19 protein-coding genes are annotated in these 17,559 nt (G+C 71.6%); 9 read left to right on the top strand and 10 right to left on the bottom strand.

What is annotated here, in order from left to right:
- Positions 1-136: 136 nt before the first annotated feature.
- From ACZ6H8_RS10620 to tdh, 5 genes are all read right to left on the bottom strand, one after another.
- A complete protein-coding gene (locus ACZ6H8_RS10620; RefSeq protein ID WP_464146784.1) occupies positions 137-439 on the bottom strand; it encodes a hypothetical protein in 303 nt (100 codons plus the stop codon).
- A 70-nt stretch (positions 440-509) separates the two neighbouring features.
- On the bottom strand, positions 510-1,262 hold the full coding sequence (locus ACZ6H8_RS10615; RefSeq protein WP_464146783.1) for a GNAT family N-acetyltransferase: 753 nt from the start codon (positions 1,260-1,262) through the stop codon (positions 510-512).
- A gap of 85 nt (positions 1,263-1,347) precedes the next feature.
- Positions 1,348-2,196, bottom strand: coding sequence for an ATP-grasp fold amidoligase family protein (locus ACZ6H8_RS10610; protein ID WP_464146781.1), 849 nt, complete (start codon positions 2,194-2,196; stop codon positions 1,348-1,350).
- Between the two features lie 53 nt (positions 2,197-2,249).
- Complete coding sequence (locus ACZ6H8_RS10605) at positions 2,250-3,428, bottom strand: glycine C-acetyltransferase (protein ID WP_464146779.1); 1,179 nt, start codon at positions 3,426-3,428, stop codon at positions 2,250-2,252.
- Position 3,429: 1 nt separating this feature from the next.
- On the bottom strand, positions 3,430-4,479 hold the full coding sequence (gene tdh, locus ACZ6H8_RS10600; protein ID WP_464146778.1) for an L-threonine 3-dehydrogenase: 1,050 nt from the start codon (positions 4,477-4,479) through the stop codon (positions 3,430-3,432).
- Positions 4,480-4,658: 179 nt separating this feature from the next.
- Between tdh and purM the strand changes: the two genes are divergently transcribed.
- The 4 genes from purM to ACZ6H8_RS10580 all read left to right on the top strand — a co-directional run bounded on the left by purM (position 4,659) and on the right by ACZ6H8_RS10580 (position 7,041).
- Positions 4,659-5,750 (top strand): phosphoribosylformylglycinamidine cyclo-ligase, encoded by a 1,092-nt coding sequence (gene purM, locus ACZ6H8_RS10595; RefSeq protein ID WP_464146777.1) that lies wholly within the window; start codon positions 4,659-4,661, stop codon positions 5,748-5,750.
- Between the two features lie 91 nt (positions 5,751-5,841).
- On the top strand, positions 5,842-6,081 hold the full coding sequence (locus ACZ6H8_RS10590; RefSeq protein ID WP_464146776.1) for a hypothetical protein: 240 nt from the start codon (positions 5,842-5,844) through the stop codon (positions 6,079-6,081).
- 86 nt (positions 6,082-6,167) lie between these two features.
- Positions 6,168-6,572, top strand: a complete 405-nt coding sequence (locus tag ACZ6H8_RS10585; RefSeq protein WP_464146775.1) for a DUF4190 domain-containing protein — start codon at positions 6,168-6,170, stop codon at positions 6,570-6,572.
- 64 nt (positions 6,573-6,636) lie between these two features.
- Complete coding sequence (locus ACZ6H8_RS10580) at positions 6,637-7,041, top strand: DUF4190 domain-containing protein (protein ID WP_464146774.1); 405 nt, start codon at positions 6,637-6,639, stop codon at positions 7,039-7,041.
- A 36-nt stretch (positions 7,042-7,077) separates the two neighbouring features.
- Here ACZ6H8_RS10580 and ACZ6H8_RS10575 read toward each other — a convergent pair whose 3' ends face one another.
- Both ACZ6H8_RS10575 and ACZ6H8_RS10570 read right to left on the bottom strand, forming a co-directional pair.
- Positions 7,078-8,481, bottom strand: a complete 1,404-nt coding sequence (locus tag ACZ6H8_RS10575; protein WP_464146813.1) for an L-serine ammonia-lyase — start codon at positions 8,479-8,481, stop codon at positions 7,078-7,080.
- Positions 8,482-8,590: 109 nt separating this feature from the next.
- A complete protein-coding gene (locus ACZ6H8_RS10570) occupies positions 8,591-8,785 on the bottom strand; it encodes a DUF3073 domain-containing protein (protein ID WP_464146772.1) in 195 nt (64 codons plus the stop codon).
- A gap of 129 nt (positions 8,786-8,914) precedes the next feature.
- Here ACZ6H8_RS10570 and ACZ6H8_RS10565 point away from each other — a divergent pair, with 129 nt between their 5' ends.
- Entirely contained in the window at positions 8,915-10,042 is a 1,128-nt protein-coding gene (locus ACZ6H8_RS10565; protein WP_464146770.1) for a M20/M25/M40 family metallo-hydrolase, read from the top strand.
- Positions 10,043-10,059: 17 nt separating this feature from the next.
- Here the strand turns inward: ACZ6H8_RS10565 and ACZ6H8_RS10560 are convergent, their stop codons facing one another.
- Genes ACZ6H8_RS10560 through ACZ6H8_RS10550 form a run of 3 tightly spaced genes read right to left on the bottom strand, consistent with a single transcriptional unit; the run spans position 10,060 to position 12,825 of the window.
- Positions 10,060-10,428: a fluoride efflux transporter FluC gene (locus ACZ6H8_RS10560; protein WP_464146769.1), complete on the bottom strand. Its 369-nt coding sequence runs from the start codon at positions 10,426-10,428 to the stop codon at positions 10,060-10,062.
- Complete coding sequence (locus tag ACZ6H8_RS10555; protein WP_464146768.1) at positions 10,425-10,820, bottom strand: fluoride efflux transporter FluC; 396 nt, start codon at positions 10,818-10,820, stop codon at positions 10,425-10,427. The genes ACZ6H8_RS10560 and ACZ6H8_RS10555 overlap by 4 nt, the downstream gene beginning before the upstream one ends.
- The gene (locus tag ACZ6H8_RS10550; RefSeq protein WP_464146767.1) at positions 10,813-12,825 is read right to left on the bottom strand and encodes an APC family permease; all 2,013 of its coding nucleotides are present in this window, start codon (positions 12,823-12,825) and stop codon (positions 10,813-10,815) included. Before ACZ6H8_RS10550 ends, ACZ6H8_RS10555 begins: the two co-directional genes overlap by 8 nt.
- Here ACZ6H8_RS10550 and ACZ6H8_RS10545 point away from each other — a divergent pair.
- From ACZ6H8_RS10545 to ACZ6H8_RS10530, 4 genes are all read left to right on the top strand, one after another.
- On the top strand, positions 12,788-14,032 hold the full coding sequence (locus tag ACZ6H8_RS10545; protein ID WP_464146766.1) for a glycosyltransferase family 2 protein: 1,245 nt from the start codon (positions 12,788-12,790) through the stop codon (positions 14,030-14,032). The genes ACZ6H8_RS10550 and ACZ6H8_RS10545 overlap by 38 nt on opposite strands.
- Positions 14,029-14,526 carry a GtrA family protein gene (locus ACZ6H8_RS10540; RefSeq protein WP_464146765.1) on the top strand — a complete coding sequence of 166 codons (498 nt, stop codon included), beginning with the start codon at positions 14,029-14,031 and terminating at the stop codon, positions 14,524-14,526. The genes ACZ6H8_RS10545 and ACZ6H8_RS10540 overlap by 4 nt, the downstream gene beginning before the upstream one ends.
- Positions 14,523-16,583 (top strand): hypothetical protein, encoded by a 2,061-nt coding sequence (locus tag ACZ6H8_RS10535; RefSeq protein ID WP_464146764.1) that lies wholly within the window; start codon positions 14,523-14,525, stop codon positions 16,581-16,583. Before ACZ6H8_RS10540 ends, ACZ6H8_RS10535 begins: the two co-directional genes overlap by 4 nt.
- A gap of 177 nt (positions 16,584-16,760) precedes the next feature.
- On the top strand, positions 16,761-17,559 hold a 799-nt coding region (locus ACZ6H8_RS10530; protein WP_464146763.1), incomplete at its 3' end, for an ABC transporter ATP-binding protein.

Raw genomic sequence — 17,559 nt, 5'->3', positions numbered from 1 at the left:
CTGCGCAGCGCACCTCAGTTGGGGAAGCGCACCCCGCAACGGGAAGCGCACCCCGCAACGGGAAGCGCACCTCGCAACGCGAAGCGCACCTCGCAACGGGGGCCGGGCCGACCGCACCCCTGGCGGCCTGGTGCGGTCAGCGCATGGTCGGATCCTGCGCGGTCGCAGCAGCGGGAGCACCCGCGTGGTCCGCCGCCGAGGCCGCGGGGGAGCCGGTCGCGAGCAGCACGAGGCCGCCGCCGAGCACCGCTGCGCCGAGCGGCACGGCGATGCTCGCGACGAGCCCGCCGACGGTGAAGAGCACGCCGAGCATCGACTGGTCGATCTGCGCACCGCTCGCCCACGCCGCGGCGCCGACGCCGTAGCCGATGAGCTGCTGGAGGATGAGGCCGGCGGCGATGGTCGCGGCGCCGACGAGGGCGATGGTGCGAGGGGTCATGCGTCGTCTCCTTCGTCGTCCCCCGACGGTATGCGTGGAGCCTGGACGTCGGCGCACAGCCCGGCGCGCGTCAGTCGTCGGCGACCACGTCCCACGTCGCGAAGCGCTCGAGCCCTGCAGAGGCCGCGAGCGCGAGCGACGGCGCGTTGTCGAGCTGACAGCGGTACTGCGGCTCGTGGCCGCGAGACAGGGCATGGGCGCTCAGCGCTCGTACCGTGCGGCGGGCGAGGCCCCGGCCGCGGTGCTCCGGGAGCGTGAGCACGCCGAGGTCGGCGAGCGTCGTGCCGCTCCACGGGTACATGCTCGCGACGCACGCGAGCCGCTCGTCGACGATCGCCCCGACGACGAGCCAGTGGTCGAGTTCGACGAACGCCTCGTCGAGGTCGTCCTCGGGTGCCGCGGCCTCGAGGTCGCGGAAGAGCGCGGCGTCGTCGGAGGTCAGGCGCCGCACGGTCGCGTCGTGCTCGGCGCGCACGGCATCCTGCTCGGCGCGCACGGCATCCTGCTCGGCGCGCACGGCATCCTGCTCGTGGACGGGGAGGTACCAGAGCGCGTCGGCGCCGTTGAGGGCGACGCCTGCGGCGGCCAACGCGGCCGCGAGCGCCGGCGCGCCGACGATGTCGTGATGCGCGAGGCCGATGCGCGCCGCCTCCTCTGGCGTGACGGTCACGATGCCTCCAGCGCCCTCGAGCTCGAGCACCATGACGCGACGATTGCGCGGGAGCGCGTCGTCGACGGCCACGCGCAGCGAGCCCGGCGTCGCGGGCACCTCGTGCTGCGCCACGGCTCGGAACCAGTGATCGTGGACGGTGCTGGTGAACATGACGCTCCTCGTCGGAGGCGAGCCCCCTCCCCAGGCGCCCACCGGAGGCGAGCAGACCAGGATACGCGCGAGTGGCGCGCGACCCTCAGCGGTAGCGCCGCGGCACGCTCCAGTGGCTGCCGAACTCCTCGTCGAATGACGCGGGGAAGAAGGGGCTGTGCCCGCCAGCGGGGTAGCTCGTCAGCTCGCCGAAGACGATGCGGTCGGGCAGCAGGTACAGGTCGACGCGCACGAAGTCGGTGCCGGCGCCGAGGCGCTCGGCGATCGCGATCATCTCGTCGAGACGGTCCGGGCGCGGATGCGGAGGGTCGGCCCATGCGGGGCCGCCGCTGAGCGGCAGGTGCTGCCAGTCGGGGTCGAAGAAGTCCTGCGTGCGCGTGCCGAAGCGTCCCGAGTCCATCTCGACGTACCGCACCCGGCCGTGGAAGACGAACAGCTTGCAGTCGTCGGGGATGCCGCCGTCGGCGCCCGCGAGCCGCTCCTCGACGAGGATGCGCGGACGGATGCGGCTGTACGCCCACTCCTCGTTCGGGCCGCGGCCGTACAGCCGCGAGCACCACCCGGCGGCGATGTCGCGCAGCACGCGACGGTCGGCCGCCTCAGGGCGCACGTGGGCGTAGACCCATCCCCACTCGGGCCTCGGCAGCACGGCGTCGGCGGGCGCGAGCGGCGACACGACGATCGCGGCGCCGCTGCCGTGCGTCGGCTTCACGACGAACGACGGCGGCACCTCGAGCGCGAGCAGGTCGCCAGGGTCGTCGAGCACCGCGTACGCCTCCGGCAGCAGGTGCCCGAGGCCCGCCTGAGCGACGTGGTCGCGCACCGCAGCCTTGTCGGCGAACGTCACGAGCAGCTCGCGGTGATCGCGCAGCATCTTGTAGCGCACCTTCTCGGTGAACCGCTGCGGACTGCGGGTGCGCAGCAGGCGCACCATCCGCACGAGGCGCGATCGACCCCGCCATCGCGCCCGCGGCAGCCCCGCCGTCGTCACCCCTGCACGCGGGCGCGGGCTGCGACGAACGCCGCGATCGCGCGATCGACGTCGTCGTCGGAGTGGGCTGCCGAGATCTGCACGCGGATGCGGGCCTCGCCGCGCGGCACGACGGGGAACGAGAACGCCGTGACGTAGACACCCTCGTCGAGCATCGCGTCGGCCATGTCGGATGCGAGCCGCGCGTCGTGGAACATGACGGCCGTGATGGGGTGCTCGCCTGGCAGCAGCTCGAAGCCCGCCTCCTCCATGCCCGCCTTGAAGCGCACGGTGGAGCGCTGCAGCCGCTCGCGCAGCTCGCCGGCACCCTCGACGAGGTCGAGCGCGGCGATCGAGCCCGCGACGACCGACGGTGCGAGGGCGTTGGAGAAGAGGTAGGGGCGCGAGCGCTGGCGCAGCAGCGCCACGATCTCGCCGCGCGCTGCGATGTAGCCGCCGGAGGCGCCGCCGAGCGCCTTGCCGAGCGTGCCCGAGATGATGTCGACGCGGTCCGAGACGCCAGCGAGCTCTGGCGTGCCGGCCCCCGTCGCACCCGTGAAGCCCACGGCGTGCGAGTCGTCGACCATGACCATGGCGTCGTAGCGCTCGGCGAGGTCGCAGATGGCCTCGAGCGGCGCGAGGTAGCCGTCCATCGAGAACACGCCGTCGGTGACGATCAGCCGGCGCCGGGCGCCCGAGGCCTCCTGCAGCCTCGCCTCGAGCTCGCCCATGTCGCGGTTCGCGTAGCGGAACCGCGCCGCCTTCGACAGCCGCACGCCGTCGATGATCGACGCGTGGTTGAGCGCGTCCGAGATCACGGCGTCCTCGGCGTTCAGCAGCGTCTCGAACAGGCCGCCGTTCGCGTCGAAGCACGAGGAGTACAGGATGGTGTCCTCCTGCCCGAGGAACGCCGACAGGCGCCGCTCGAGCTCGAGGTGCTGCTCCTGCGTGCCGCAGATGAAGCGCACCGACGCCATGCCGAAGCCCCACTCGTCGAGCGCGGTCTTCGCGGCGTCGACGATCTGCGGGTGGTCGGCGAGCCCGAGGTAGTTGTTCGAGCAGAGGTTCAGCACCGACGCGTCGCGCACCGTCACCCTCGCGCCCTGCGGCCCTGCGATGGCGCGCTCGCGCTTCGTGAGCCCCGCCTCGTCGATCTCGCGCAGCTCGCCGGCCAGCGCCTCCTTGATGGCGTACATCTCAGTCCTCCCTCGTCATGTCGAGCACGACCTTGCCCGCCGCGCCCGAGCGCGCGACCTCGAACGCCTCGCGCCAGTCGGCGAACGCGAAGCGGTGCGTGATGACGGGGGCCACGTCGAGCCCCGTCGCCTGCAGCGACGACATCGCGTACCAGGTCTCGTACATCTCGCGCCCGTAGATGCCCTGGATCGTCAGCATGTGGCTGACGACCTTCGCCCAGTCGATCTCGATCTGCTGCGACGGCAGGCCGAGCATCGCGATGCGGCCGCCGAAGTTCAGGTTCTCGATGATGGCGGGCAGCGCGCTCGGCGCCCCCGACATCTCGAGCGCGACGTCGAAGCCCTCGCGCATGCCGAACCGGCGCTGCGCATCCTCGATGCGCTCGGTGCGCACGTCGATCGCGTCGAACCCCATCGAGCGTGCGAGCTCGAGCCTGGCGGGCGCGATGTCGGTGACGAGGATGTGCCTCGCGCCGACGTGCCTGGCCACCGCGGCCGCCATGAGCCCGATGGGGCCGGCGCCGGTGACGAGCACGTCCTCGCCGACCACGGGGAACTTCAGCGCCGTGTGCACGGCGTTGCCGAGCGGGTCGGAGATGCCGAAGACGTCGAGCTCGGCGTCGGTGACCGTGTCGATCGTGCGGTCGTTGTGCACCCACACGTTCGAGGCGGGCACGACGACGCGCTCGGCGAAGACGCCGTCGCGCTGCACGCCGAGGTTCGACTGCCGGATGCAGAGGTGCTGCCTGCCTGCGCGGCAGTTGCGGCACTGCCCGCACACGACGTGGCCCTCTGCCGAGACGATCTGGCCGGCGTGCAGCTCGGCGACGCCCTCGCCGACCTCGACGATCTCGCCGACCACCTCGTGGCCGACGACCAGCCCCGGGCGCACGGCGCCCTGCGCCCACGCGTCCCATGCGTCGATGTGGAGGTCGGTGCCGCAGATGCCGGCGCGCAGCACGCGCACGGCGACATGGCCTGGTGGGGTGGCGGGCTCGGGCACGTCGGTCAGACGCAGTCCGGGCTCGCCCGTGGTGACGAGTGCACGCATGGGGTCTCCATCGACGGGTCGCATCGATCCTCGCACGCGTGGCGGAAGTGTGACGCGGTCGGGATGCGGCGCGAGCAGCGGCTCGAGTGGCATGCGCCCCCGAGCGCGCGCTCAGGGGCGCATCTCGACGGGCGATGCCGAGGACGGTCGCGCACGCGTCCCGCCGGTAGCCTGGAGCCGTGACGGATCTCTACGCGGCAGCAGGCGTCGACACGGCAGCGGGCGACCGTGCCGTCGAGCTCATGAAGGCAGCGGTGGCGCGCACGCACGGCCCGGGCGTCGTCGGCGGCGTCGGCGGCTTCGCCGGCCTCTTCGACCTCTCCGCGGCCGGGGAGTACCGGCGCCCGCTGCTCGCGTCGTCGACCGACGGCGTGGGCACGAAGGTCGCGCTCGCGCAGGCCATCGACAAGCACGACACGATCGGGCAGGACCTCGTCGGCATGGTCGTCGACGACATCGTGGTCGTGGGGGCGAAGCCGCTCGCGATGACCGACTACATCGCGTGCGGCCGCATCGAGCCCGCGCGCGTCGCCGACATCGTGCGCGGCATCGCGGCGGCGTGCGAGGCGACGGGCACGGCGCTCGTGGGCGGCGAGACGGCGGAGCACCCCGGTCTCCTCGGCCCCGACGACTACGACGTCGCAGGTGCCGCGGTCGGCATCGTCGAGGCGGATGCCCTGCTCGGCCCGGACCGGGTGCGCGCGGGCGACGCCGTCGTGGCGATGGCCTCGAGCGGCCTGCACTCCAACGGCTTCTCGCTCGTCCGCCGCATCCTCGCCGACCGCGGCATCGGGCTCGCCGATCGCGTCGACGAGCTCGGCGGCATCGCGGCGGAGGTGCTGCTCGAGCCCACGCGCCTCTACACGAGCCCGCTCGTGACGATGCTCGCCGACGGCCGCGCGATCCACGCGATCAGCCACGTCACCGGCGGCGGCATCGCGGCGAACCTCGCGCGCGTGCTGCCTGCGGGCCTCGCGGTCGAGCTGCAGCGCGGCTGGGCCGTGCCCGACGTGTTCGGTGCGCTCGCGTCGATCGGCGGACACGAGCTCGTCGCGACCGAGGGCACGTGGAACCTCGGCATCGGCATGATCGCGATCGTGGATGCCGCGGATGCCGCGGCGGTCGTCGCCGCCTCCGAGGCGGCCGGCATCCCGGCGTGGGTGGCGGGCGAGGTCGGCGTCGCCGCGTCGACGCTCGAGGCCGACGGCTGGGTGCAGGGCGCCAAGGGCGTCGACGGAGGCGCGGTGCGTCTCACGGGCACGCACGCCTGACGCTCGCGTCCACCCAACCTTCGAGAGACGTTCAAGCGACGTCCAGGTGACGTTCGGGCTCGCTGGAGCGCGGGGGAGCATCGTCGAGCGCATGACGACCACCACCGGCTTCGCGCAGCTCCCGCCCCGTCTCGGCGCTCCCGCGCCCTTCGTCCCAGCGCGCCACCTCGCCGCCCAGGAGCGTCTCGGTCGGCAGCCGCACGCGGCGCAGCCGCAGGCTCCCGTGCCGACGCGTCGCATCGACGCCCTCACGATCGTCCTCGCCGCAGGCGCGCTCGCGTCGCTCGGGTGCTCGATGCTCGGCGCGTTCGTGCTCGCCGTCGTCCTCTGACGCATCCAGCGAACACCCACAGCACACGCGTAGGATCGCCTGCGCCCAGGACCGCTCCTGCCCGCATCGAACGAAGGCGACACCCCATGACCTACACCCCTCCCGGCCAGGAGCCGCAGCAGCCGTCGTACTCGGCGCCGCAGCAGTCGGGCTACTCGACGCCCCAGTCGTCGTACTCGACGCCGCAGTACTCCGTGGGCCAGCCGTCGTACTCGGGCTACGCCGCGCCGAAGCCGAAGAGCGACAAGAAGACGTTCAGCCTGTGGGCGATGATCGCCGCGCTCTCCGGCATCATCCTGCCGATCGGCCTCAACAGCCTCGCGGCCATCGGTCTCGGCATCGCGGGCCTGGTGAAGGAGAACGCGAAGGGCATGTCGATCACCGGCCTCGCGCTCGGCGGCCTCCAGGTGCTCGTCACCCTGCCGATCTTCTGGTTCGGGGTCGTCCCGATCCTCGGCGCGTGGATCGCGTACGCGTCGTACGGGTACTGATCCCATCACGAGCACGCTCGAGGGCTCCGCGACGCGGGGCCCTCGACCGCATTCGAGGAGCAGCATGACGAACCCCTACGACACCCCGTACGGCCAGCCGCAGCAGCCAGTCGCGGGCCCCTACGGGCAGCAGCCCGCCGTCTTCGGGGCGCAGCAGTACGATCTCGGGCAGCAGCAGTACGCCGGCTACGCCATGTACGGCGCGCCGCCGCGGAGCCCGAGGACGACGCTCGGCCTGTGGTCGCTCATCCTCGGCGCCTCCGGACTCCTCTTCCCCATCGGCCTCAACGCGATCGCCGCGATCGTGCTCGGCATCATCGGCATCGTGAAGGAGCAGCGGCGCGGCATGTCGATCGCGGGGCTCGCGATCGGCGCGTTCGTGCTGTTCGTCTGGATGCCGATCGTCTGGTCGGTGCTGTTCGCGATGCTGTCGTTCGCGCCGCTGCTGCTCCTGCCGTTCCTGTACTGACGTCGCACGCGGCTCGGCGCGTACGGCGCCGCGCGCTCAGCAGTCGACGAAGGTGACGGCGAGACCGCCCATGGCGGTCTCCTTGTACTTGTCGCTCATGTCGGCGCCGGTGCGTCGCATGGTCTCGACGGCGGTGTCGAGGCTCACGAAGTGCGTGCCGTCGCCGTGCGCGGCCATGCGGGCGGCGTTGATGGCCTTCACCGATGCCATGGCGTTGCGTTCGATGCAGGGGATCTGCACGAGGCCCTTGATGGGGTCGCACGTGAGCCCGAGGTTGTGCTCGATGCCGATCTCGGCGGCGTTCTCGATCTGCTCGGGGGTCGCGCCGATGATGCTGCCGAAGCCTGCGGCGGCCATGGCGCATGCGGAGCCGACCTCGCCCTGGCAGCCGACCTCGGCGCCCGAGATCGACGCGTTCGACTTGATGATGATGCCGATCGCGCCGGCGACGAGCAGGAACTCCACGGGCCACGGCAGGCGACGCTCGGCGACGTCGACGAACCGGTCGGCGTAGTGCATGACGGCGGGGATGATGCCGGCGGCGCCGTTCGTCGGTGCGGTGACGACGCGGTTGCCTGCGGCGTTCTCCTCGTTGACGGCGAGCGCGAACAGGTTGACCCACTCCATGCCCTCGAGCAGGTCGCGGCGACCGTCGGGGTCGGACGAGCGGGTGAGCAGCTTGTCGTGCCAGTCCTTCGCGCGCCGCTTCACGTCGAGGCCGCCTGGCAGCACGCCGTCGGTGCGGATGCCCGCGTCGACGCACTCCTGCATGACGTCCCAGATGTGCTCGAGCGCCGCGATCGTCTCGGCCTCCGGCCGCCATGCGGTCTCGTTGGCGAGCATGACCTCGGCGATCGACATGCCCGTGTCGCGGCAGTGGGCGACGAGCTGGTCGCCGGTGGAGAACGGCAGCGGCAGCGCGCCGGCTGCTGAGTCGGGCTCCGGCACGGGGGCGAGCACGTCGCCCTCGTCGTGCCGCATGACGAAGCCGCCGCCGATCGAGTAGTAGCCGTGCGACTGCAGGGTCTCGCCCGCGTCGTCGTAGGCGGTGATGCGCAGCGCGTTCGGATGCTCGGGGCGCAGCGTGAGGGGCCGGAAGACGACGGCGGTCGCCTCGTCGAACGGCACGGCGTGCTCGCCGCTCAGCAGCAGCTCGCGACGGTCGCGGATGGCGGCGAGCGTGCCTGCGATCTCGTCGGTCGTCACGGTGTCGGGGGCGAGGCCCGACAGCCCGAGCATGACGGCCGTGTCGGTGCCGTGGCCGGAGCCGGTCGCGCCGAGCGAGCCGAACAGGTCGATGCGCAGTCGCGTCGTCGCATCGCGCACGCCTGCGGCGTCGAGCAGGCGCACGAAGTCCCACGCGGCCCGCATGGGGCCGACGGTGTGCGACGACGAGGGGCCGATGCCGACCTTGAACAGGTCGAGCACCGACAGCGACACGAAGACGGGTGCGGTCTCGGTCGCGTGCGTGCCGAGCGGGGCGGCCGCGGACGGGCGTCCGCCATCCGCGGGCGCGCCGTCGCGCTGCGTTCGGATGACGTCGGTCACGTCAGGCGCTGCGGCCCTCGTACTCGTCGTCCTGGTCGTCGTCCTGGGCGTAGTCCGCCCACTTGTCGACGTACTCGTCGCTCTCGTGCGGCGTGCCGATCTCTCGCTCGAGCGCGGAGTAGTTGACGTTCGGACTGTACGCCTTCAACTCGCGTGCGATCTTCGTGTGCTTGGCCTTCTGACGACCACGACCCATGCTGCACCCCCTGTGAGAACGCCCGACCACCCCGGGCAGGAAACGCGCGTGACCGCGCTGGCAAGCCGTCTGGCATAGTAGCACGGCGGCGTCTTCCGACTCGGTGCGCCGGAGGCGGATGGAGCGTGCATGCGGGAGCTGGCATCCGTCGCGGAAGCACGTGCGGACGCGATCGTCGCCGATGCCCTCGCGCTGTGCGCGGTCGAGTCGCCCTCGCGCGACGCGGCCGCCTCGCAGCGCAGCGCCGACGCGGTGCGCGACCTGCTCGTGGCGCGGCTCGGGGCCGAGGTCGAGCAGCAGACGGTCGACGGATACGTGCACGTGCGGGCCACGTGGGGCGAGCCTCGCGTGCTGCTCGTGTGCCACCACGACACCGTGTGGCCGCTCGGCACCCTCGCGCGCGTGCCGCTCGTCGACGGCGAGCACGTGTCCGGCCCCGGCACCGTCGACATGAAGGGCGGCATCGCCGTGGCCGTGCACGCGCTCGCGATGCTGCGCGAGGCGGGCGGCGACGCGGCGCTCGACGGCGTCGACGTGCTCGTGACGGGCGACGAGGAGGTCGGCTCGCCGACGTCGCGGCCGATCATCGAGGCGTCGACCGCTCGAGCGGCGCTCGTGCTCGAGGCCGGTGCGCACGGGGGCGAGGTGAAGACGGGCCGCAAGGGCGTGTCGATCTACCGGCTCGAGATCGTCGGCCGTGCCGCGCACGCCGGCGTCGAGCCCGAGCTGGGCGTCAATGCGGCCGTGGCGCTCGCGCACGCGGTGCTGGGTCTGGTGGGCCTCGGGGATGCCGCTGCGGGCACGAGCGTGACGCCGACGGTGCTGCAGGCTGGCACGACGACGAACACCGTGCCGGCGTCGGCGTGGATCGCCGTCGACGTGCGCGCGTGGACCCTCGCAGAGCAGCAGCGCGTCGACGACGCGATCCGCGCGCTCACGAGCCCGCTCGAGGGTGCCCGCATCGTCGTGCACGGCGGCATCAATCGCCCGCCGCTCGAGCGGGCGATGGCGGTCGACCTCTATACGCACGCGGCAGCGGTCGCGGCGGAGCTCGGCTTCGAGCCGCTGCAGGAGGCTGCGGTCGGCGGCGGCTCCGACGGCAACTTCACGGCGGGCGCGGGCATCCAGACCCTCGACGGCCTCGGCCCGTGGGGTGGTGGCGCGCACGCCGACCACGAGCATGCGGTGCGGGCGGCGTTCCCGCAGCGCGCCGCGCTCGTCGCCGGACTCGTGCGCCGCCTGCTCGCCCAGCGCTGAGCGGTGCTCGGCGCGGTTCAGGCGACGAGCAGGGCGCCGAGCCAGAGCCCCAGCGCCGCGAGCGCCACGCCGCCCGCCACCGTGACGGCGACGTTCGCGACCGCAGCGCGCATGCGTCGTCGGTCGGCGAGCTGCACGGTCTCGACCATCCACGTCGAGAACGTCGTGAGGCCTCCGCAGAACCCCGTGACGACCACGAGCAGCAGCAGCGGCTCGCCGTGCAGCGCGCTGGTCGCGAGACCGGCGACGAACGCGCCCGCGAGGTTGACGACCAGGATCGGCCACGGCAGCCGGTCGGGATGCCCCAGCCGCGCGAGCGCGAAGCGCACGACGGCGCCGACGCCGCCCGCGAGGGCGACGAGCACGATCCCGAGGCCGGTGATCATTCGTCGACCTCCGCGGGGGCCTCTGGCCGCCCACCCAGTCGCAGGCCGCCCCAAGCCGCAGCGACGCCGAGCACGATCGACGCCGCGAGGTACGCGAGCATCGCGGCATCCGGATCGGTCGCGACGGCGAGCGCGAGCGCGCTGAACGTCGTGAACCCGCCGAGCACGCCCGTGCCGAGCCCAGCGCGCAGCCAGGCGGGCGCGACGGGCCACACGCGGGCGACGAGCAGGCCGAGCGCGAACGCGCCGACGACGTTGATGCCGAGGGTCTGCCAGGGATGCGCCGCGAGCAGCGCGAGGTCGATCGACGCGCGTGCGAGGGTGCCGAGGGCTCCGCCGACGAGCACCGCGATCCATGGCAGCGCGCGCCGCACGCCCGTGCCCTCAGCCACGGTGCCTCGCGTGGTGCTGCCGTCGCACCGGACGTCTCGCGGTGCCGCGCCTCGCGTCGCCGGGAAACGGCCGGGCGGCACGCTCCTCCAGCAGTCGCGCGGACTGCAGGCGCCACGGCACGAGCGCCACGACGACGCCGTGCGTGAGGGTGAGCCGCTGCCGCACGCGCCGCGACTTGTGATTGTGCAGGATCTGCTCCCACCAATGGCCGACGACGTACTTCGGCGTGTACACCGTCACGACCTCCGGGCCGTGCTCGGCCCTGCGAGCCTCGAGGTGATCGATGACCGGCTGCGCCACGTCGCGGTAGGGGCTCGGCAGGATGCGCAGCGGCACGCGGATGCCCTGCCGGCTCCAGGCGCGCTTCAGGCGCTTCGCCGCCTCGGGATCGATCGCCGAGTGGACGGCCTCGAGCGAGTCGTGCTTCGCGGCGATGGCGTAGTCGAGCGCCTTGAGCACGGGCTTCGTCAGCTCGCCGACGAGCACGACCGCGTGGTCGCCCTTCGCCCCGAACACCGTGTCCTCGTCGGGCTCGATCTCGCGACGAACGCGCGCGTAGTAGCGCTGGATGCCCCACATCACGAACCACAGCACGGGCCCGACGAGGAAGACGATGTACGCGCCGTGGGTGAACTTCGTGATCGTCACGACGACGAGCACGACGCTCGTGGCGATGGCGGCCACGACGTTGACCGTGAACGCGAGCGGCTGGAACTCGCGGCTGCGTCGCGGGTCGCGGCGCAGCCGCAGCCAGTGCACGACCATGCCGGTCTGCCCGAACGAGAACGACACGAACACCCCGATGATGTACATCTGGATGAGCTGGTTCAGGTTCGCCTGCGTCAGCACGATGAGCAGGACGGCGCCGAGCGCCAGCAGGATGACGCCGTTCGAGTACACGAGACGGTCGCCGCGCGTGCGCAGCGCCTTCGGGGCGTAGCCGTGGTCGGCAAGCACGCTGCCGAGCAGCGGGAACCCGTTGAAGGCCGTGTTGGCGGCGAGCAGCAGCACGAGCGCCGTCGCAGCGAGCAGCACGAAGAACAGCGGCGAGCCATCGCCGAACACCGCAGCGCCCAGCTGGCCGATCACCGACTGCTGCGGCGCCGTCGCGCAGTCGGCGAACCCGACGAGGTCGCAGGGATCCTCCGCGTAGTGCACCTGCGACACGAGGCCGAGGAACGTGATGCCGGCGAAGAGCGCCATCGACACGACGCCGAGCAGGATGAGCGTGATGCGCGCATTGCGCACCTTCGGTCGTCGGAAGGCGGGCACGCCGTTCGAGATCGCCTCGATGCCGGTGAGCGCCGAGCAGCCGGAGGCGAAGGCGCGCAGCAGCAGCAGCATGAGCGCCGCCTGCGACAGCGCATCGGTCTCGACCGTGTACTGCGCCGACGTCGAGACGGGAGCGTCGCCCGTGAGGGTCTGCACGACGCCCGCCACGATGAGCACGACGACGGAGGCGATGAAGAGGTACGTGGGCAGGGCGAATGCGCGACCCGACTCGCGGATGCCGCGCAGGTTGACGGCGGCGAGCGCGACGATGCAGCCGATGGCGATCTCGACCCGCAGCGGCGCGAGCTGGGGGAACGCGGAGATGATGTTGTCGACGCCCGAGGCGACCGACACGGCGACGGTGAGCACGTAGTCGATGAGCAGCGCGCTCGCGACGACGAGGCCCGCGCGCGGGCCGAGGTTGCGATGCGCGACCTCGTAGTCGCCGCCGCCGGACGGGTACGCCTTGACCGTCTGCAGGTTGCCTGCGACGACGACCGCGATGAGCAGCATGACGCCCATCGCGACGAACGGCGCGTTCGCGAGCACCGCGAGACCGCCGATGGTGAGGATGAGGAACATCTCCTGCGGTCCGTACGCGACCGACGACAGCGCGTCGGAGGCGAAGATCGGCAGCGCGACCTTCTTCGGCAGCAGCTCTCCCTCGAGCTGCTCGGTCGGCAGGGGCCTGCCGATGATCCAGCGCTTCGCCGAGCGCTCGTCCGATGTCACGAGCCGTGAGCGTACTCCTGCGCAGCCTCCGCCGGTGCCCCCTGTCGTCGCCGAGCCGGGCGGGGTTCGCGCCGCAGACGGCGCCGAGCTCGTCGCGACCCGTGCGGTACCCTCGGGTGCGCCATTGCCTGGCGTCTGCAGGACCGATCGAGGAGCGCGCTTGTCCAGGAAGACGATCAGCGTCGTCATTCCGAGCTACAACGAGGAACGTAGCGTCGAGGAGATGGTCGACCGTCTCAAGGCCGTCTTCCGAGACGAGCTGCCGTCGTACGACTACGAGATCATCTTCGTCGACGACTTCTCGACCGACAGCACGCGTGCGACGGTCCGCCGTCTCGCGAAGCAGGATCCGCGGGTGAAGGGCGTCTTCAACGCACGCAACTTCGGGTTCCACCGCAACATCTTCTCGTCGCTCACGTACGGCAGCGGCGACGCCACCTTCATGCTGTTCGGCGACCTCCAGGATCCGCCGGAGAACATCCCCGAGTTCGTGCGTCGGTGGGAGGAGGGCGACAAGGTCGTCGTCGGCCAGCGCCGCTCGAGCGACGAGGGATGGTTCATGACCATCCTCCGCCGGGTCTACTACACGACGATCCGCCACCTCTCGGACACGACGCAGATCGCCCGCTTCACCGGCTACGGGCTCTACGACCGCGAGTTCGTCGAGATCCTCAAGCGCATCGACGACGTGCAGCCGTTCTTCAAGGCCGTCGTCGCCGAGTACGGCCTCGACATCGCGATCGTGCAGTACGACCAGGCGAAGAGCGCCCGCGGCAAGTCGAACTTCAACTTCCTGAAGAACTACGACTTCGCCATGCAGGGCCTCACGTCGTCGACGAAGCTCATGATGCGCTTCGCGACCTTCCTCGCGGGGGTCGTCGGCATCGTCTGCTTCGGCTTCGCGGCGTTCGTGCTCGTCAACAAGCTCCTCGACTGGGAGCGGTACTCCGCAGGGGAGGCGTCGGTGACCGTCGGCATCTTCCTGCTGGGTGCCGTGCAGCTGTTCTTCATCGGCGTGCTCGGCGAGTACATCCTCAGCATCAACTCCCGCGTGACCACGAAGCCGCGCGTCGTCGTCGGCGAATGGGTCAACCTCGCGCCAGCCGGGTCCGGCACGTCGACGCCGCCCTCGCCTCGCGAGGTCGCCGCGCCCGAGGGGGATGCCGCCGAGGGCGCGCCTCGTCGGCGCGACGAGACGACAGGATGACCTCCGCAGACGGCGACGCACGTCCCCACGCCCGCAGCGACCGCGCGCAGCGCATGCGACGGCTCGCCGTGCAGTTCGCGAAGTTCCTCGTCGTCGGCGGCATCTCCTTCTCGGTCGACTACGGGCTGTTCCTCCTGCTGCACACGGCGCTGGGGGTGCCGTACGTGGCCGCGAGCACGATCTCGTTCTCGATCTCCCTCGTGCTCAACTACGTGCTGACGCTCAAGTACGTCTTCGTGCCGCAGCCTGGCCGGTCGATCGTGAAGGAGTTCTCGATCTACGTCGGGCTCAACATCGTCGCGCTCGGACTCAACCAGCTCATCCTGCTCCTCTCCGTCGAGGTGCTCGGGACGTGGCCCGAGATCGGCAAGCTCATCGCGACCGCGGTCGTGCTGGTCTACAACTTCATCGCCAGGAAGATGCTCATCGAGCGTCCGATGCGGCGCCCCGCGAGCGACGCGGACAGGATCGACGAGACGAGGCAGCAGGCATGACGAACGACGACGCGCAGCGCGGCCAGCGCGACGATGCCCCCGCGGTCTCGCCCGCCGAGCCGACCGTCACGACCGACGCGGACGCGGCGGCCACCGCTGACGCCACCGCCGTCGCGACCGCGCCGCGCCGTCGCATCGGCGATCGCGTCGACGGCGCGCTCGATCGTGCCCAGGGCCGTGTCGGCACGGCGATGGCCCGAGGTGGCGACGCCGTGCTCGCGAGCCCCGTCGGTCGCTGGTGGAAGCGCGTCGAGCGCCCGGGCGTCGCCGACTGGGCGTTCCTCGGTGCCGTGTCGGTGCTCGCGTTCGTCACGTTCCTCTACGGCGACGTGCGCGTGACGTACGAGCACACCTTCAACTTCCTCGACGCCGTCGCCACCGGCCGGGTGCAGGACTTCTACCAGATCGCCATCGACAACGGCACGTTCGGGCACCCCGCCGTGTACGACATCCCCGTCTACCTGGTGTTCGCGGTGTGGAACCTGCCGACGTGGATCATCCACCAGGTCGTCGAGTTCGACTACCTGTCGTCGATGCCCGCCCAGCTGTGGGCGAAGGCGATGATGGTGTTCTTCCTCGTGCTCGCCGCGAAGCTCATCGTCGACATCGCGCGCACCGCGGGCATGAGCATCGCCCGCTCGCGATGGGTCGGGTTCACGTTCGCGTCGTCGATGGCCGTCATCGTGCCCGTGCTCGTGATCGTGCAGTACGACATCGTGTCGGTCGCGGTGATGCTGCTCGGCATCCGCGCGTACCTGCAGGGCCGCACGCGCTCGTTCCTGCTGTGGTTCCTCGCCGCGAACACGCTCAAGCTCTTCTCCGTCTTCGTCTTCATCCCGCTCATCCTGCTGCGGGAGAAGCGGCTGCTGCATGCGGGCGCGCAGCTCGTCTTCGGCATGCTCGGCCTGCTCGTCTGCCGGCTGCTCTACCGGGGCGACGTCGCATACGAGATCTCGACCGGTGGGTTCACCGAGCTCATGCTGCAGCGACTCACGGTCGCTGGCGTGCCGTGGCACTCGGGCTTCACCGTGCCGCTCTTCGTCGTCACGATGGTCGGCCTCGCGATCTTCGCCTACGTGCGTCGAGCGGACACCCCGCGCGAGCTGCTCGCGTTCGCGACGTACATGCCGCTCGTGGCCTTCCTCGCGTTCTCGGTGCTCGTGCCGCTGAACCCGTACTGGATCGTGCTCATGGCACCGTTCGCGGTGCTCGTCATCTTCCTGAACCCGCGCTTCCTCACGCTGAACCTGCTGCTCGAGACGAGCATCGCGACCGCCCTCGTGCTCATCTACTCGATGGTCGGGTTCTCGATGTACACGCGCGACATGTTCGATCAGCTGCTGCTGGGGCGGATCGTCCCCGGTGCGCAGGAGCAGCGCTTCCGCACCGTGCAGGACCTGCTGGTGGCCGCAGGGGTCGACGAGTACCTGCCGTTCCTCATCGGCTTCCTGCTCGCGTGCGCCGTCGCCGTGCTCGTGCTCAACTACCCGCGTCGCTCGTTCCTCGAGGCGATGCCGAACCGCGAGGTCGTGCCTCGAAGCGTCATGTGGCTCCGCCTCGTCGCCGTGCTCGCGTTCTTCGCCCTGCAGTTCGCGATGTACCTGCTGCCGGCGCGTCCGCCGCTGTACTCGTCGGTCACCGACACGCCCATCACGGGCGCGACCGACATCATGCTGCCGGGGTCGTCGGTCGAGCAGGAGATCGAGGTCGACGTCGACGCGCAGGTCGAGGAGCTGCAGATCGGCTTCTCGACGGATGCGCAGTGGATCAACACGGCAGCGGTCGCGATGACGGTCACCGACGCCTCGGGCACGGAGCTGTACTCGGGCACCGCGCCGGTCAACGCCCTCGGCGTCGGCCTCACCGCCTTCGAGACGCCCGGCCTGACCCTCGCCGCGGGCGAGACGTACACGGTGCGGCTCACGACGCAGGAGAGCGACAGCGCGGGCCGGGTGTTCGTGCTGCTGAACCCCGCCGTCGACCGCCAGCCCACGCGTGAGGATGGCACCGTCGTCTCGGGCGACCTCATGCTGCAGGTCGTGGGCTCGGCCCAGTAGCGGATCGCGCGCCGGGCGGGCGCGACGTCGCGCGCGGGGTTCGGCGCCGCGGGAGACGCTGGCGAGCCATTCGCCGCGCGTCGCTCCCGGTGCGCGCTCTGTGACGTCCCGCGACGACGCGACGTGCCATGACGCGCCGCCCTCCGTAGCGTCGGACGCGTCGAGAGGAGGGCGCCCATGGCTGCGACCGGGCTCGGCGACCGCCTCGCGGGGCTGTCGCTCGGACGTTCCACGCCCGCGAGCGTGCACGTGCGCGGCCTCGATCGCGCCTTCGACGGTCGCCTCGTGCTCGACGGCGTCGACCTCGAGGTCGCCCCCGGCGAGATCGTCGCGATCCTCGGCGCCTCGGGCTCGGGCAAGTCGACGCTGCTGCGCATCGCAGGCGGGCTCGACGTCGCCACCGCCGGTGACGTCACGATCGACGGCCGCGTCGTGCGCGGCATCGACGACCGCGTCGCGATCGGCTTCCAGGAGCCGAGGCTGCTGCCGTGGCGCACGGTCGCAGGCAACGTCGCCTTCGGCCTGCCAGCCGGCATCGACCGCGCGGCTGGCCGCGAGCGGGTCGCGGCGCTGCTCGAGCTCGTCGGCCTCGCCGAGTTCGCCGGTCATCGGCCGCGTGCGATCTCCGGAGGCATGGCGCAGCGCACCTCGCTCGCTCGAGCTCTCGCCCGCGACCCTGGCGTGCTGCTGCTCGACGAGCCGTTCGGCGCGCTCGACGCCCTCACCCGCATGCGCATGCAGGACCTGCTGCTCGGCGTGCTCGACACCGCGCCCACGACGGTGCTGCTCGTCACGCACGACGTCGAGGAGGCGTTGCAGCTCGCCGACCGCGTCGTGCTGCTCGGGGCCGACCCCGACCGCACCGGCGCGCGCATCCAGCAGGTCGTCGCCGTGCCGGGCGAGCGTCCGCGCGACCGCGGCTCGGCCGAGCTGGCAGCGCTGCGCGCCGACCTGCTCGCAGGCCTCGGCATCGACC

The organism is Agrococcus sp. AC640b (assembly GCF_979255995.1).
This window is presented reverse-complemented; position numbering and strand designations above follow the sequence as displayed.